14 protein-coding genes, 1 tRNA gene and 2 pseudogenes are annotated in these 15,095 nt (G+C 70.6%); 9 read left to right on the top strand and 8 right to left on the bottom strand.

The window, feature by feature from the left end; genetic code table 11:
* Positions 1-59: 59 nt before the first annotated feature.
* Positions 60-527: pseudogene (locus tag C3492_RS26345) on the top strand (Scr1 family TA system antitoxin-like transcriptional regulator); the annotation flags it as partial.
* A pseudogene (locus tag C3492_RS26340) lies at positions 520-894 on the top strand (tyrosine-type recombinase/integrase); the annotation flags it as partial. The pseudogenes C3492_RS26345 and C3492_RS26340, both read left to right, overlap by 8 nt.
* 95 nt (positions 895-989) lie before the next feature.
* Here the strand turns inward: C3492_RS26340 and C3492_RS26335 are convergent.
* The 3 genes from C3492_RS26335 to C3492_RS26325 all read right to left on the bottom strand — a co-directional run bounded on the left by C3492_RS26335 (position 990) and on the right by C3492_RS26325 (position 2,963).
* Positions 990-1,063 (bottom strand) — tRNA-Pro (locus tag C3492_RS26335).
* Between the two features lie 67 nt (positions 1,064-1,130).
* The gene (locus C3492_RS26330; RefSeq protein ID WP_103814672.1) at positions 1,131-1,889 is read right to left on the bottom strand and encodes a Pr6Pr family membrane protein; all 759 of its coding nucleotides are present in this window, start codon (positions 1,887-1,889) and stop codon (positions 1,131-1,133) included.
* A 147-nt stretch (positions 1,890-2,036) separates the two neighbouring features.
* Positions 2,037-2,963, bottom strand: coding sequence for a metallophosphoesterase (locus tag C3492_RS26325; protein ID WP_103814670.1), 927 nt, complete (start codon positions 2,961-2,963; stop codon positions 2,037-2,039).
* Between the two features lie 93 nt (positions 2,964-3,056).
* On the opposite strand from C3492_RS26325, the gene C3492_RS26320 reads away from it, so the two are divergent.
* A complete protein-coding gene (locus C3492_RS26320; protein ID WP_103814669.1) occupies positions 3,057-3,524 on the top strand; it encodes a GatB/YqeY domain-containing protein in 468 nt (155 codons plus the stop codon).
* Between the two features lie 132 nt (positions 3,525-3,656).
* Here the strand turns inward: C3492_RS26320 and C3492_RS26315 are convergent, their stop codons facing one another.
* Positions 3,657-5,996: a transglycosylase domain-containing protein gene (locus C3492_RS26315; protein WP_181140560.1), complete on the bottom strand. Its 2,340-nt coding sequence runs from the start codon at positions 5,994-5,996 to the stop codon at positions 3,657-3,659.
* Positions 5,997-6,486: 490 nt separating this feature from the next.
* Between C3492_RS26315 and wblA the strand changes: the two genes are divergently transcribed.
* Complete coding sequence (wblA, locus tag C3492_RS26305) at positions 6,487-6,825, top strand: transcriptional regulator WblA (protein ID WP_018547931.1); 339 nt, start codon at positions 6,487-6,489, stop codon at positions 6,823-6,825.
* A gap of 334 nt (positions 6,826-7,159) precedes the next feature.
* Here wblA and C3492_RS26300 read toward each other — a convergent pair whose 3' ends face one another.
* Together C3492_RS26300 and C3492_RS26295 are read right to left on the bottom strand one after the other, a co-directional pair.
* Positions 7,160-8,605: an ArsA family ATPase gene (locus C3492_RS26300; RefSeq protein WP_103814666.1), complete on the bottom strand. Its 1,446-nt coding sequence runs from the start codon at positions 8,603-8,605 to the stop codon at positions 7,160-7,162.
* Positions 8,602-9,579, bottom strand: coding sequence for an ArsA-related P-loop ATPase (locus C3492_RS26295; protein ID WP_103814664.1), 978 nt, complete (start codon positions 9,577-9,579; stop codon positions 8,602-8,604). The genes C3492_RS26300 and C3492_RS26295 overlap by 4 nt, the downstream gene beginning before the upstream one ends.
* Before the next feature lie 107 nt (positions 9,580-9,686).
* On the opposite strand from C3492_RS26295, the gene C3492_RS44760 reads away from it, so the two are divergent.
* From C3492_RS44760 to C3492_RS26280, 4 genes are all read left to right on the top strand, one after another.
* A complete protein-coding gene (locus C3492_RS44760; RefSeq protein ID WP_165951826.1) occupies positions 9,687-9,857 on the top strand; it encodes a hypothetical protein in 171 nt (56 codons plus the stop codon).
* Positions 9,854-10,318: a RidA family protein gene (locus C3492_RS26290; protein ID WP_103814662.1), complete on the top strand. Its 465-nt coding sequence runs from the start codon at positions 9,854-9,856 to the stop codon at positions 10,316-10,318. Before C3492_RS44760 ends, C3492_RS26290 begins: the two co-directional genes overlap by 4 nt.
* Before the next feature lie 70 nt (positions 10,319-10,388).
* Positions 10,389-11,297 (top strand): NUDIX domain-containing protein, encoded by a 909-nt coding sequence (locus C3492_RS26285; RefSeq protein WP_103814660.1) that lies wholly within the window; start codon positions 10,389-10,391, stop codon positions 11,295-11,297.
* Complete coding sequence (locus C3492_RS26280; protein WP_103814658.1) at positions 11,294-12,124, top strand: MBL fold metallo-hydrolase; 831 nt, start codon at positions 11,294-11,296, stop codon at positions 12,122-12,124. The genes C3492_RS26285 and C3492_RS26280 overlap by 4 nt, the downstream gene beginning before the upstream one ends.
* Here the strand turns inward: C3492_RS26280 and C3492_RS26275 are convergent.
* Both C3492_RS26275 and C3492_RS26270 read right to left on the bottom strand, forming a co-directional pair.
* Positions 12,102-12,974, bottom strand: coding sequence for a nucleotidyltransferase domain-containing protein (locus tag C3492_RS26275; RefSeq protein ID WP_103814656.1), 873 nt, complete (start codon positions 12,972-12,974; stop codon positions 12,102-12,104). The genes C3492_RS26280 and C3492_RS26275 overlap by 23 nt on opposite strands.
* A gap of 63 nt (positions 12,975-13,037) precedes the next feature.
* Positions 13,038-13,712 carry a Crp/Fnr family transcriptional regulator gene (locus C3492_RS26270; RefSeq protein WP_014674022.1) on the bottom strand — a complete coding sequence of 225 codons (675 nt, stop codon included), beginning with the start codon at positions 13,710-13,712 and terminating at the stop codon, positions 13,038-13,040.
* Positions 13,713-14,054: 342 nt separating this feature from the next.
* On the opposite strand from C3492_RS26270, the gene nth reads away from it, so the two are divergent.
* Positions 14,055-15,068 carry an endonuclease III gene (gene nth, locus C3492_RS26265; protein ID WP_103814654.1) on the top strand — a complete coding sequence of 338 codons (1,014 nt, stop codon included), beginning with the start codon at positions 14,055-14,057 and terminating at the stop codon, positions 15,066-15,068.
* The last annotated feature ends 27 nt before the right edge of the window (positions 15,069-15,095 follow it).

Here is a 15,095-nt window from a genome sequence, read left to right as displayed (position 1 = left end):
GGTTGTCAGTGCGGCTGGCAGTGCCAGCGCTTGCTGTCTCGTGGTGTAGAACCCTGGACATGGGGAGTGAGCGGCGCGAGCTGATGAAGGCGCTGGGAGCGCGTCTTCGTGTGCTTCGTACGGAGGCAGGTGTGACCGGTGCTGTGCTGGCGCAGCGTGCTGGTGTGGGGCAACCAACCGTGTCCAAGGTGGAGACCGGTCGTATGGTTCCCAGCCCCGATGTACTCGTCAGGCTGTCCCGGGCCCTCGGCTTGAACGAGTCGACCAGTCGCGAGCTACGCGACCTCCTGGCCGCCGTGATGGCAGCAGCCGACTCCGGTTCCACCGCGGACGACTCCACGGGGGCCGGTGCGACGGTTGATGAAGCGGTCCGGTCCGCGCGGCTGGTGCGCTCCTTCCAGTGTGTGGTTCTGCCGGCCATGTTGCAGAGCGCGGAGTACGCCCGGCACGTCTTCGAGAGTGCACTCCGGTCGACGCCCGAGGCTGTCGGTCGGGCTGTCGCCGCCCGCGTGGACCGGCAGACTCTGGCAGCAGTTCGAGGATCAGGGGTGGGATCGGCTCGCCGCTGACGACGCGTGGGAGGAACACGGCCTCGTCTTCTCCTCGGCCGTGGGCAAGCCTCTCGATGCCGCCAACGTCCGCCGTGCCTTCCGCCAAGCGCTCAAGGGCATCGACGGGATCAACCCGGACGAGTGGACGCCGCGGGAGCTGCGGCACAGCTTCGTGTCCCTGCTGTCCGACCGGGGTGTTCCGCTGGAGGAGATCTCGCGGCTCGTCGGCCACTCCGGGACCGCCGTGACCGAGGAGGTGTATCGGAAGCAGATCCGGCCCGTTATCCAGACCGGTGCCGTGGTCATGGACGGCATCTTCGGCGTCCAGAGGCGGCGGTCGTAGGCACGCGGAAAGTGTCAGTCACGCAGATAGACACGCAAAACAAATCAGGCTCACATAGGAACGTTCCTATGTGAGCCTGACCTGGTACTACGGCGTCGGGGTGGCGGGATTTGAACCCACGACCTCTTCGTCCCGAACGAAGCGCGCTGCCAAGCTGCGCTACACCCCGGTGTCACTGCTTCTCGCGGCGACGACGTTTACTTTAGCCCACCGGTGGCTGTAGACGAAATCCGGTTTCAGGCGGGGTGGCGGACGGGGGTCGGGCGGGTGTGGTCGAGGGCTACCAGGAGGACGGCCAAGGCGTAGATCGCGAGGCCGATGAGGAGGGCGTTGGCCAGGGTGCTGCGGTAGCCGTGGGTCGCCACGTCCAGGAAGGGATAGAGGTACCGGGACGGGCTGGTCGGCGGCAGGAACGCGGGCCTCGTGAGGGAGAAGACCAGGTAGGCCAGGGGGTAGAGGAGCCAGGCCGCGGTCTGGCGGAGGTGCAGGCGGGCCGCGGGGGTCAGGAGGAGCCAGTCCAGCAGGGCCGCCACCGGGGTCAGGAGGTGGAGGACCTGGAGAGCTGCCCACTGGGCGTGCCAGCGCTCCGGGGGTGCCGTCGCTCCGGTCATGGAGAACGGGGGCGTCGTGTGGGCCAGGAGCAGGTGGTAGACCAGGGCCGAGGTCAGGACGTAGAGGAGTGTGGCGCCTGTCACGGCCGACGGGAGCGGGCGGCGGGCCCTCCAGGCCCTCGACGCGGACAGGAGCATCACCAAGGTCAGCAGGATGCCGGCCTGGACGCTGAAGTAGCTCAGCATGTCGGCCGGGGTGCCCAGCAGGAGTTCCAGCGCGACGCCTGCCGCCGCCGTCACGGCGGTCATGAGGCGGAACACCGCCGCCCGGGGGCGGCGGACCGGGGCCACCACCGCCGTGGCCGGGACCGGGGCGGGCAGCAGCAGGGGTGGAGCCGGGACCGCGGGCAGGTCCGGGATCTCCCTGGGTATCGGGGCGGTCATGCCCTCACGCTAGGAGCGGGGGAGGGAGGCGGCCATGTGGACTCGTCCGGATGGGGGAGGGTGGGAGGGCGGGGAGGGAATGTGTGGGGACAGTTGCCTCATCCGCTCCCCTTTACTGCTCGCTTCCTGGCCACCTCCCCCAGCCTCTTACTCCCTTCCCACCAACGTCAGCAGCGTCGCCTCCGGTGGGCAGGCGAAGCGGACCGGGGTGTAGCGGCTGGTGCCGCAGCCCGCCGAGACGTGGAGGTAGGAGGTGTGGCCCTCCGCCGTGTGCGTGGAGAGGCCCTTCACGCGGTCCGTGTCCAGGTCGCAGTTGGTGACCAGGGCGCCGTAGAAGGGGATGCACAGCTGGCCGCCGTGGGTGTGGCCGGCCAGGATCAGGGGATAGGCGTCCGCCGTGAACGCGTCCAGGACGCGCAGGTACGGCGCGTGGACCACGCCGAGCGAGAAGTCGTACGACCCGGACGGACCGCCGGCCACCTGGGCGTAACGATCGCGCTTGATGTGCGGGTCGTCCAGGCCGGTCAGCTCGATCGAGACGCCCTCGACCTTCAGGACGCCCCGCGTGTTCGTCAGGTTCAGCCAGCCCGCCTCGTCGAAGCCGTCCCGCAGGTCCTGCCACGGGTTGTGGATCGCACCGACCACCGGCGGGTTGCCGTTCAGGCCGTGCTTGCCGCTCGTCTTCTCCAGCAGGTAGCGGGCGGGGTTGCGGAGCCTTGGGCCGTAGTAGTCGTTGGAGCCGAAGACGTACGCGCCCGGGAACTCCATCAGCGGGCCCAGGGCGTCCAGGACCTCGGGGACGCCCTCGGGGTCCGACAGGTTGTCGCCTGTGTTGATCACGAAGTCGGGGCGCAGCCCGGCCAGCGACTGCAGCCAGCGCTGCTTCTTGCGCTGCCCGCTCACCATGTGGATGTCGGAGACCTGTAGCACGCGCAGCGGGCGCATGCCCGGGGGGAGGACGGGGACGGTGACCCGTCGGAGGCGGAAGGAACGGGCCTCGAAGCCCGCCGCATAGACCAGGCCGGCGGCGCCGGCCGCCACGATTCCCAGGGGGATTCCGTATCGCGCGCGCATGTGCCCATCGTGTCAGACGCGTTGGCCGTGGTGAGACCGGCCGCCCGGTAAATCGGCGGGCGTGCCGGGCGGTGCACCTGCGACAATCGGGCCATGACCACCACGCTCAAGTCGAAGCTGCACGACGACCTCAACGCCGCGATCAAGGCGCGCGACGAGCTCCGCTCCTCGACCCTCCGGCTGACGCTCGCCGCGATCACCAAGGAGGAGGTCGCGGGGAAGGAGAAGCGTGAGCTCTCCGACGACGAGGTGCTGAAGGTGATCACCCGTGAGGCCAAGAAGCGCCGTGAGGCCGCCGACGCCTTCGCACAGGGCGGCCGTGCCGAGCAGGCCGAGCGGGAGAAGGCCGAGGGCGAGGTGCTCGCCGGGTACCTGCCCAAGCAGCTGTCCGACGAGGAGCTGAACGCGATCGTCGCCCAGGCCGTGGAGGAGGCGAAGGCGGCCGGTGCCGAGGGGCCGCGGGCGATGGGCGCCGTCATGAAGATCGTGAACCCGAAGGTGGCCGGCCAGGCGGAGGGCGGCCGGGTCGCCGCCGCGGTGAAGAAGCTGCTCCAGGGCTGAGACACAGGGCCGAAGAGCGAAGGGGGCCCCTCTTCAGAGGCTCCCCTCTTTACGGCCTCCCGTTCATGACAGCGGGGCCGCACCCCTGACAGAGGTGCGGCCCCGCAGTCGTACCCGGCGAGGGGCTACGCGCTACCTTCGCCCGCCCCCGTTCCCGTGCCCGTTGTTCCCGCCGTTCACCTGGCCCTGGATGAAGTTGCCGGGGATGGAGATGGTCGGCGTCGGGAACGTGCCGCCGAGGGTGCCGCCGGTCGCGTCACCCGTGGTGCCGTCCGTCGCTCCCCCGTCCGTCGGGCCGCCGATCAGTCCGCCGATCAGCCGTCCCGTCGTGTCCCCGTTGTTGCCGTCCTCCGTCCCCCCGTCGCCTTTTCCCGGATCATCACCCTCGTGGCTGTCGTCGGGGATGTCGATCAGATGGAAGTCCTCGACGGGCTTGTCCTCCAGCGCGCCGCTCATCATGTCGCGCCAGATCGGGCCCGGGACCTCACCGCCGTAGACCTTGTCGTGCGGGACGCCGCCGATGGTGATGTTGGTCATCTTCCGCTTGTGCTGCGGGTCGCCGACCCAGACCGCGCCCGCCATGTTCGGGGTGTAGCCGACGAACCAGGCCGCGAAGCGCTCGTCCGTCGTACCCGTCTTGCCCGCGCTCGGGCGGCTGCCGAGACCGGCCTCCTGACCCGTGCCGTCCTCGACCACGCCCTTGAGGAGCGTGCTGACCGTGTCGGCGGTGTTCTCCGACATCGCCCGCGAGCAGGTCGACTTCGGCACCGGCAGGGACTTCCGCTCGCTGCCGACCTTCTTGGTGACCGACTCGATGGCGATCGGGGTGCAGTACATCCCGCGCGACGCGAAGGTGGCGTACGCGTTCGCCATCGTCAGCGGGGACATCTCCTGGGTGCCGAGCGCGATGGAGGGGGCCTGCTGGATCGTGCGGCCGTCCGCGCGCTGCACGCCCATCTTCTTGGCCATGTCGATGACCGGGCAGATGCCGATGTCGCTGATCAGCTGTACGTAGTAGGTGTTGACCGACTTGGCGGTCGCCTCCTTCATGGCGTACGGGCCGCGCTCGGACTCGTTCTCGTTGGTCAGCTTGGTGGGCTTGTTCGGGTCGTCGCGCCAGGTCTTGCCGTCGCACGCCGAGACCGGGCTCGGGTACGTCATCTCGTACGGCGACGAGTACTCCTGCGTCGGGGGCTTGCCCCCCTCGATGGCCGCCGCGGCGACGATCGGCTTGAACGTGGAGCCGGGCTGGTAGCCGGCGCCCCCGCCCATGTCCCCGTTGACGGACAGGTTGATCGTCGTCTCGTCGTTCTTGACGTTGACGCCGTACGGGCGGGACTGGCCCATGGCGAGGATCTTGCCGGTGCCGGGCTCGACGATGGTCGCGGCGGTCGCCACCGCGTCGCTCTTGTAGACGTGGTCCTTGATGGACGCCTGCGCGGACCGCTGGGCCTGCGGGTCGAGCGTCGTACGGATCGTCAGGCCGCCCCGGTTCCAGAGCTTGGCCCGGGCCTCCTTGGTCTCGCCGAAGACCGGGTCGGTGAGGACGACCTGGCGGACGTAGTCACAGAAGAAGCCGGCGCCCTTCACCGCGGTGATGCAGCCGTTCTTGGGGCGGCTGGTGTGCAGGCCGAGGGGCTTCTCCTTGGCCTGGTCGGCCTCCTTCTGGGAGATGTCGCCGACCTCCGCCATGCGCTGCAGGACGGTGTTGCGCCGCTTGGTCGCCTCCGCCTCGTCGTTCACCGGGTCGTAGCGGCTCGGGGACTGCACGATGCCGGCCAGCAGGGCCGACTCCTGGAGGTTCAGGTCCTTGGCGTGCTTGGAGAAGTAGCGCTGGGAGGCGGCCTCGACGCCGTAGGCCTGCTCGCCGAAGAAGGTGATGTTCAGGTAGTTCTCGAGGATCTTCTTCTTGCCGAGCTTGTCCTCGATCTGGATCGCGTACTTCAGCTCGCGGATCTTGCGGCCCAGGGTCTGCTGGGTGGCCTCGGCGACCTTCGTCGGGTCGTCACCGGCCTCCTCGATGAAGTAGTTCTTCACCAGCTGCTGGGTGAGCGTGGAGGCACCCTGGGCGACCCCGCCCTCCTGCGCGTTCTTGTTCAGGGCGCGCAGGACGCCCTTGAGGTCGACGGCGCCGTGCTTGTAGAAGCGCGAGTCCTCGATCGCGACGATCGCCTTCTGCATGTACGGCGAGATGTCCTTGAGGTCGACCACCGTACGGTCGCGGGAGTAGACGGTCGCGATCTGTTTGCCCTGGTTGTCCAGGATCGTCGTGCGCTGGCTCAGCTGGGGGCTCTTCAGGTTGGCCGGGATCTCGTCGAAGCCCTGGACCGAGCCCTTGGCGGCGAGACCGAGCGCGCCGGCAGCGGGCAGCGCGATGCCCGCCATCACGGCTCCGGCTAGCACACTGACACCGAGGAACTTGGCGGCCTGCTGCATGGGCGACAGACCGCCGCCCGGGCGCTTCTTTGGCATGGGGGCAGCCTAATCCGTACTGTTGAGCGTTCCGAAGGAGCGACCGCATCACGGCACGGCAAAGCGGGGGGTCTACGTTCCCATTCGCCGGACACGCGCGCAGGCCTTGGCCTAAGCTGCTCTCAACTGTCACAGCTGAGCGGTCACCTAGCTATACGTCCGGCGAACCCGAATCGTTCCGGACGTAGCCCGAGATTCCCAGGGACGGGCCCGTTCCCTGAGAAGGGCGAGCCCGATTCCGCCTCGTGTGTCATCCGGCGCCCGATGTGACGTACCACGACTGTCCCGGTTTGCCGTGATGGTCACGCATGTCGCCAGCTCACTCCCGCGGGTGATCTGCCGCTTACCCATAGTCCGTTCGGGCCATTCAAGATTGGGCCCGCAGGGGGTGTTGCGCTGTCTCCACCTTCCGTAACGTCCTCAACTGGCGGCGGTGAATATGCCGCTGCCGCCGTGGGGGAGCCTCGATTCGGGAGAGGACGGCGCCGGTATGGGCTGGGTAACCGACTGGAGTGCGCAGGCTGCCTGCCGCACTACCGATCCGGATGAACTGTTCGTTCAGGGAGCAGCGCAGAACAGGGCCAAGGCGGTGTGCACCGGATGCCCGGTACGCACGGAGTGCCTGGCGGACGCGCTGGACAACCGCGTCGAGTTCGGCGTGTGGGGAGGCATGACGGAGCGTGAGCGCCGCGCACTGCTGCGCCGGCGGCCCACCGTGACCTCCTGGCGGAGACTGCTGGAAACCGCCCGCTCGGAGTACGAGCGGGGCGCGGGAATCGTGCCCCTCGACAACGACGAGGTGTACGAGAACTACGCGGCGGTGAGCTGAGAGCGCCCCCTGAGGACGCCCGCCCTGAGGGCCCCCTCTGGGGGCACCCCTTCCGAGGTGTCACCCTCAGGCGCGCTCTGGAGCACATCGCGGGCGCATGGTCCGGTGCCGGGCACATGTCCCTTGGGTATATGCCCCATGTATGCCCGACGGGCACACGGTCCAGGGGGACCGCTTCAGCAGCCGCCCGCGTGCATCATTCGCGTGCGCGTGTGTGCGAAGCCCGGCGCGTGTGAGGGCGCGTGACCGCCGTTCCCGTGGTCCGCCGCGTCCTGCGGGTCCGCCGCGTACTTGTGGTCCCGCCCATCTTCCTCCTGGTCCACGGGCGTTCGCCCTACGTGTGTTCCGGTCGTCCGGCCGCCAGGCGGTCACCGATGTCGCGCAGGCCCGTGAGGTCGTGGACGTCGCCGGGCAGCGCGGGTACCTCGACCACCGCCACCTCGGGGTGGCGGGCGGTGAAACGGTCACGCGTGCGCTGCTCACGCGAGAGCAGCTGCATGCGGTCGGCGTGCAACCTCAGCAGTCCCGCGGTGAGCCGGTCGACGGAGCGCTCCGTGTCGGCGGGGGAGCCTTCCTCGGAAGCGGTGGCTGCGGTCTCGGCCGCGGTCTCGGCCGCGGGTTGTGCTGCGGCCTCGGCTGCCGGTTGTGCTGTGGTCTCAGCTGGCGGTTGTGCTGCGGTCTCGGCCGCGGGACGAGCCGCTGCCTCGGCTGCGGGAGTTCGTGAACTGCCGTACGTATCGGGAGAGTTACGAAGTCCAGCTTTCCCGTCCCCCTGATCGACAATGCGGGGGTCCTCAAGATTTTCCGCAGCTGCGAGCGCCCGCTCGGCCGACAGCCGTCCGGCCCCGCTGCCATGGACCCGGTTGAGCACCAGGCCCATCAGCGGCATGTCCTCCGCGGCCAGCCGCTCCACGAAGTACGCGGCTTCGCGCAGGGCGTCCCGCTCCGGTGCCGCCACCACCAGGAACGCCGTGCCGGGTGCCTGGAGCAGCTTGTAGGTGGCGTCCGCGCGCGTGCGGAAGCCACCGAAGGTGGTGTCCATCGCGGCGACGAACGTCTGCACGTCCTTCAGCAGCTGACCGCCCAGCAGCTTGCCCAGCGTGCCGGTCATCATCGACATGCCGACGTTGAGGAAGGCCATCCCCGCGCGGCCGCCCAGCTTGGCGGGGGCGGTCAGCAGCCGGATGAGCCGGCCGTCCAGGAAGGAGCCGAGCCGCTTGGGCGCGTCCAGGAAGTCCAGTGCCGAGCGGGAGGGCGGGGTGTCGACCACGATCAGGTCCCACTCGTCCCTGGCCCGCAGCTGGCCCAGCTTCTCCATCGCCATGTACTCCTGCGTGCCCGCGAAGCCCGCCGAGAGCGACTGGTAGAAGGGGTTCGCCAGGATCGCGGCCGCCCGCTCCCGGTCCGCGTGCGCCTCCACGACCTCGTCGAAGGTGCGCTTCATGTCGAGCATCATGGCGTGCAGCTCGCCGTCACCCTCCGTGCCCTTCACCCTGCGCGGCACGTTGTCCAGGGAGTCGATGCCCATCGACTGGGCCAGCCGCCTGGCCGGGTCGATGGTCAGCACGACGACCTTGCGGCCCCGTTCGGCCGCCCGGAGCCCGAGGGCGGCCGCGGTCGTCGTCTTGCCGACCCCGCCCGCGCCGCAGCACACCACGATCCGGGTCTTCGGGTCGTCGAGCAGCGGATCGATGTCCAGCACGCGCGCGGGGGAGAGCCGCGAGCGTGCCGCGTCCTGGTGGGGGGCGGCGTCCTGCGCCTCGGCCGGGTCCGGACTCATGACAACCCCTGCTTCCGCAGCTCGGTGGCGAGTTCGTACAGGCCCGCGAGGTCCATGCCCTCGGCGAGCAGCGGCAGTTCGTGCAGCGGCAGGTCCAGCTCGCCGAGGACCGCGCGCTGCTCCTGCTCCAGCGCGTACCGCTCGGCGTACTCCGCGGCCTGCTCCAGCAGCGGGTCCACCAGCTTCTCGGCGTTCCCGCCGCGCCGGGCCCCGCCCAGACCGGCCGCCGAGAGCGCCTGTGCGACCGATGAACGCTCCACGGTCCGTACGAGTTCCAGATCGGCCGCGTCCAACACCTCCGGCCGGACCATGTTCACGATGACCCGGCCCACCGGCAGCCGCGCCGCGCGGAGCTCGGCGATGCCGTCGGCGGTCTCCTGGACCGGCATCTCCTCCAGCAGGGTCACCAGGTGCACGGCCGTCTCCGGCGACTTCAGCACCCTCATCACGGCCTGTGCCTGATTGTGTATCGGGCCGATCTTCGCGAGGCCCGCCACCTCGTCGTTGACGTTCAGGAAGCGGGTGATGCGGCCGGTCGGCGGGGCGTCCATGACGACGTAGTCGTAGACGAATCTCCCCGACCTGTCCTTGCGGCGCACCGCCTCGCACGCCTTGCCGGTCAGCAGGACGTCTCTGAGACCGGGCGCGACGGTGGTGGCGAAGTCGATCGCGCCCAGCTTCTTCAATGCCCGGCCCGCGCCGCCGAGCTTGTAGAACATCTGGAGATAGTCCAGAAGGGCCAGTTCCGGATCGATGGCGAGGGCGTACACCTCGCCGCCGCCCGGAGCGACCGCGATCTTCCGCTCCTCGTACGGAAGTGCCTCCGTCTCGAAGAGCTGCGCGATGCCCTGCCGGCCCTCGACCTCCACGAGAAGCGTCCGCTTCCCCTCGGTCGCGAGGGCCAGCGCGAGTGCGGCGGCGACCGTCGTCTTTCCGGTCCCGCCCTTGCCGCTGACGACCTGGAGCCTGCTCACATCTTCGAGACTAACCAGTCCGGGCGACACTCACGCGGGAGGCTGTGGATAACGGGGGCCGTGGTGGGCCGCCGGACCCTCCGCTCCCAGCGGCTACAGTCGCCCCCATGACCAAGAAGTGGGAATACCAGACCGTGCCGCTGCTGATCCACGCCACGAAGCAGATCCTGGACAGCTGGGGCGACCAGGGCTACGAACTCGTCCAGGTCGTGCCCGGGCCCAACCCGGAGTCGCTCGTGGCGTACCTGAAGCGGGAGAAGCCGGAGAAGGACGCGTGAGCGCGGTCGAGGCCAAGCTGGCCGAACTGGGTCTGGCCCTGCCGGACGTCGTACCGCCGCTGGCCGCGTACCAGCCGGCCGTGCGGTCGGGGGTGTACGTCTACACCGCCGGCCAGCTGCCGATGGTGGAGGGCAAGCTGCCGGTCACCGGCAAGGTGGGCGCCGAGGTCACGGCGGAGGAGGCCAAGGAGCTGGCCCGCACCTGCGCGCTGAACGCGCTCGCCGCCGTGAAGTCCGTCGTCGGCGACCTGGACCGCATCGCGCGCGTGGTGAAGGTCGTCGGCTTCGTCGCCTCGGCGGCCGACTTCACCGGGCAGCCCGGTGTCGTCAACGGCGCCAGCGAACTGCTCGGTGAGGTGCTCGGTGACAAGGGCGTGCACGCCCGCAGCGCGGTCGGCGTCGCGGTGCTGCCGCTGGACGCGCCCGTCGAGGTGGAGATCCAGGTCGAGCTGGACCGGTAGGCCGCCCCGGCAGGCCCGCTGACCTCGGGTACCTCTCGAACATTCGCTCTGCACGGGATAGCCTCCGGCCATGGCGAACGGTCAGTGGTACCCCCCGGAGTGGCCCGACCGCATCCGCGCCCTCGCGGACGGCACCCTCACCCCGGTGACCCCGAGGCGCGCGGCCACGGTGCTGCTCCTGAAGGACACCCCGGACGGGCCGGTCGTCCACATGCTGCGCAGACGCGCCTCCATGGCCTTCGCCGGAGGCGCGTACGCGTATCCCGGGGGCGGTGTCGACCCCCGGGACGACGACCGTCAGATCCGCTGGGCGGGCCCCACGCGTGCGTGGTGGGCCGAACGGCTCGGCGTCGACGCGGCGGGCGCCCAGGCCATCGTCTGCGCGGCCGTGCGGGAGACCTACGAGGAGGCCGGCGTGCTGCTGGCCGGACCCGACCCGGACTCGGTCGTCGGCGACACCACCGGCGACGACTGGGAGGCCGACCGCGCCGCCCTGGTCGCGCGCGAGCTGTCCTTCGCCGAGTTCCTCGACCGGCGCGGCCTGGTGCTGCGCTCGGACCTGCTGGGCGCCTGGACCCGGTGGATCACCCCGGAGTTCGAGGCCCGCCGCTACGACACCTGGTTCTTCGTGGCCGCCCTCCCCGAGGGGCAGCGCACCCGGAACGCCTCCACGGAGGCCGACCGCACGGTGTGGATCCGCCCCGAGGAGGCCGCCGCCGGGTACGACAAGGGCGAGCTGCTGATGATGATGCCGCCCACCGTCGCCACGCTGCGCCAGCTCCTGCCGTACCGCAGCGCCGCCGAGGCGCTCGCCGCCGCTCCCGCGCGCGACATGACCCCGGTGCTCGCCCGGGCCCGCCTCCAGGACGGCGAGATCGTCCTCTCCTGGCCCGGGCACGACGAGTTCACCAAGCACGTCCCGACCGCTCCGACGCCCGCTGAGACGACCGCTGACACGACCGGTGGAGGCCCCGCATGACCGACGCAGCAGCCCTGCCGGGCCAGCCCCGGGGCGGAGTGCTCTCGGGCCCGGCCACCGAACGGGCCGTCAACGTGCTGGCGCCCAACGCCTCCGCGATGACCCTGGACGGCACCAACACCTGGATCGTCGCCGAGCCGGACTCCGACCTGGCCGTGGTGATCGATCCCGGGCCGCTGGACGACGGTCACCTGCGCAACGTCGTGGACACGGCCGAGAAGGCCGGCAAGCGCATAGCCCTGACCCTGCTCACCCACGGCCATCCCGACCACGCCGAGGGCGCCGTCCGCTTCGCCGAACTGACCGCCACGCGCGTGCGTGCCCTCGATCCGGGCCTGCGGCTGGGCGACGAGGGTCTGGCCGCCGGAGACGTCATCACCGTCGGCGGCCTGGAGCTGAGGGTCGTACCGACCCCCGGGCACACCGCGGACTCGCTGTCCTTCCACCTCCCCGCCGACCGGGCGGTGCTCACCGGTGACACCGTCCTCGGGCGCGGTACGACGGTCGTGGCGCACCCCGACGGCCGGCTCGGCGACTATCTGGACTCCCTGCGCCGCCTGCGGTCCCTGACGGTGGACGACGGCGTGCACACCGTCCTGCCGGGCCACGGACCGGTCCTCGACGACGCCCAGGGCGCCGTCGAGTTCTACCTCGCCCACCGCGCCCACCGCCTCGCCCAGGTGGAGACCGCGGTCGAGAACGGCTACGAGACCCCGGCCCAGGTCGTCGCCCATGTGTACGCCGACGTCGACCGCTCGCTGTGGCCGGCGGCGGAGCTCTCGGTCCGGGCCCAGATGGACTACCTCAGCGAGCACGGGCTGATCTAGTCCGCGCGACACCGGGAACGGACGGGGCCTGGTCCGGCCGCGGGGCCTTCACGCCGTGCACGCGCGTGTACTCCGTCGCGAGCCAGGGGCCCAGGTCGTCGACGTACGACCGCAGGACGTCCGGGTCGCCGACCGGTTCGTAGCCGTACTCGGCCGCCGTCCGCACCTGACCGGCCCGCCGCGGGTAGTACGCGCCGAACACCTCGGCCATCTCCCTCAGATCGCTGGTCCAGCCCTGCCAGCGGGGCATGACGAGCGTGAAGGCGGTGCGGACGAGATGCCGGGACATGAAGCGCACGAGCGGCCGGCGGGCCTCCTCGGTGTCCTCCGCCGCCGCGATCCGCTCCCGCCAGCGCGGCAGCCACCGGGCGAGGTCGCCGTTGGTCTCGCGGGCCAGCAGCGAGTCGGGGCGGTAGCGGGGCAGGTGCGCGGCGAGGTCGTCGCCGAGCAGCGGGGTGCACAGGCAGGCGACGAACCAGCCCATGTCATGGCGCTCCAGGTCGCTCAGCAGCCGCTCCCGGCCGTAGAGCAGCGTGCCGACGCCGTCGATCTGCGGGAACTCCCGGTCGACCGCCTCCCCGAGGACGCGTACGGCGTCCCGGTCGGCGTCGGTCGGCTCCTCGTGCAGGGCGACCAGGAGGTCCAGGTCGCTGCGCCCCACGCGCGCGGTGCCGCGCGGGATCGACCCGTAGAGGTAGGCGCTGTGCAGACGTGCGCCGAAGACGGCCGGCAGCCGGTCGCGGACGGCGGCCACGACCGGGCGGAAGGCGGGCCGCACGCGCGCGAGGGAACCTTCGCGGACGAGGCGGCCCTGGGCGTCGACGCCACCGGGGGCGGGGAGCACGGTCATGGACCTACTGTGCCGTCCGCTCACACCCGGGGCAGCCGGGTTTTCTGGCGGCGGGGCCCCGCGTCAGCGCGACCGCTTCGCCAGCCGCTCGACGTCCAGCAGGATCACGGCCCGCGCCTCCAGGCGGAGCCAGCCGCGCTGGGCGAAGTCCGCCAGCGCCTTGTTCACGGTCTCGCGGGAGGCGCCGACCAGCTGGGCCAGCTCCTCCTGGGTGAGGTCGTGGACGACGTGGATGCCCTCCTCGGACTGCACGCCGAAGCGGCGGGAGAGGTCCAGCAGGGCGCGCGCCACGCGGCCGGGGACGTCCGAGAAGACCAGGTCGGACATGGCGTCGTTGGTCTTGCGCAGGCGGCGGGCGACGGCGCGCAGCAGGGCGCCGGCGACCTCGGGCCGGGCGTTCAGCCAGGGCTGGAGGTCGCCGTGGCCGAGGCCGAGCAGCTTGACCTCGGTCAGCGCGGTCGCGGTGGCCGTGCGGGGGCCCGGGTCGAACAGCGACAGCTCGCCGATCAGCTCGCCGGGGCCTACGACGGCGAGCATGTTCTCGCGGCCGTCGGGGGAGGTCCGGTGCAGCTTGACCTTGCCCTCGGTGACGACGTACAGCCGGTCCCCGGGGTCACCCTCGTGGAACAGGGAGTCGCCGCGTGCGAGGGTCACCTCACTCATGGAGGCGCGAAGCTCCGCGGCCTGCTCGTCGTCGAGAGCCGCGAAGAGCGGGTTGCGCCGCAGAACGTCGTCCACTGAGTTCTCTCCTTGTCGACCTGCTCAGGGGATCTTGCTCCCCCGAGTGCCAGGGGACCGTGTTCCCCATTTTGCCGGACGGTCCAAACAGTGTGATCTGTCACAAGGATGCCGCACAGGTGTCCCGGGGTAAGCGTCAGGGGTCCGATCGGGGGCCGCTCAGCGGGCTCCGGGGCGGATGTCGGTGCCGGGCTTTAGGCTGGCCGGGTGTCCAAATCGCCGGTGAGAGCACAGGGCAAGGGGGCTGGGCGGGTGGTTGCGCGTCATGATTCCGCTGTGGGCGAACAGGATCCCGGTGGAAGTAATAAAACAGGCAAATCGGCTAAAAGGGCATCCGCTGTCGTGAAGAAGACATCGGCTGCGGAGAAGACGCCGGCCGCGCAGAAGACCTCCACCGCGAAGAAGGCGCCCGCAGCGAAGAAGGCGGCCGCCACCGAGAAGACCGAGGCCGCGAAGAAGACCCCGGCCGTCAAGAAGACCCCGGCCATGAAGAAGACCGCCGTCGTGAAGAAGGCCGCGTCCGTCGAGAAGCCCGCCAGGAAGGCCGCCCCGGTCAAGAAGATCGCCGTCACGCCCCCGACCGGCGAGTCCCCCACCGCCCTGGTCCGCCGCGCCCGCCGGATCAACCGCGAGCTGGCCGAGGTGTACCCGTACGCCCACCCGGAACTGGACTTCGAGAACCCCTTCCAGCTGCTGGTCGCCACCGTGCTGTCGGCCCAGACCACCGACCTGCGCGTCAACCAGACCACCCCGGCGCTCTTCGCCAAGCACCCCACCCCCGAGGACCTCGCCGCCGCCGACCCGGAGGAGGTCGAGGAGATCCTGCGCCCCTGCGGCTTCTTCCGCGCCAAGACCAAGTCGGTCATAGGGCTCTCCAAGGCGCTCGTCGAGAACTTCGGCGGCGAGGTGCCCGGCACGCTGGAGGATCTGGTCACGCTGCCCGGCGTGGGCCGCAAGACCGCGTTCGTCGTCCTCGGCAACGCCTTCGGCCGGCCCGGGATCACCGTGGACACCCATTTCCAGCGGCTGGTCCGGCGCTGGAAGTGGACCGACGAGACCGACCCCGACAAGATCGAGGCCGCCGTCGGCGCGCTCTTCCCGAAGAGCGACTGGACCGACCTGTCCCACCACGTGATCTGGCACGGCCGCCGTATCTGCCACGCCCGCAAGCCCGCCTGCGGAGCCTGTCCCATCGCCCCGCTCTGCCCGGCCTACGGCGAGGGCGAGACCGACCCGGAGAAGGCGAAGAAGCTGCTGAAGTACGAGAAGGGCGGCTTCCCGGGGCAGCGGCTCAAGCCCCCCCAGGCCTACCTCGACGCGGGCGGCAGACCGGCGCCGCCGCTGGGGTCCGCGTGACGGAACGATCTCGGGCCCCTCGGGCGT

It is taken from the genome of Streptomyces sp. Ru62 (genome assembly GCF_002920615.1).
Lineage (GTDB): Bacteria > Actinomycetota > Actinomycetes > Streptomycetales > Streptomycetaceae > Streptomyces.
The sequence above is the reverse complement of the archived record's forward strand: the minus strand, read 5'-3'. Positions and strand labels throughout refer to the sequence as shown.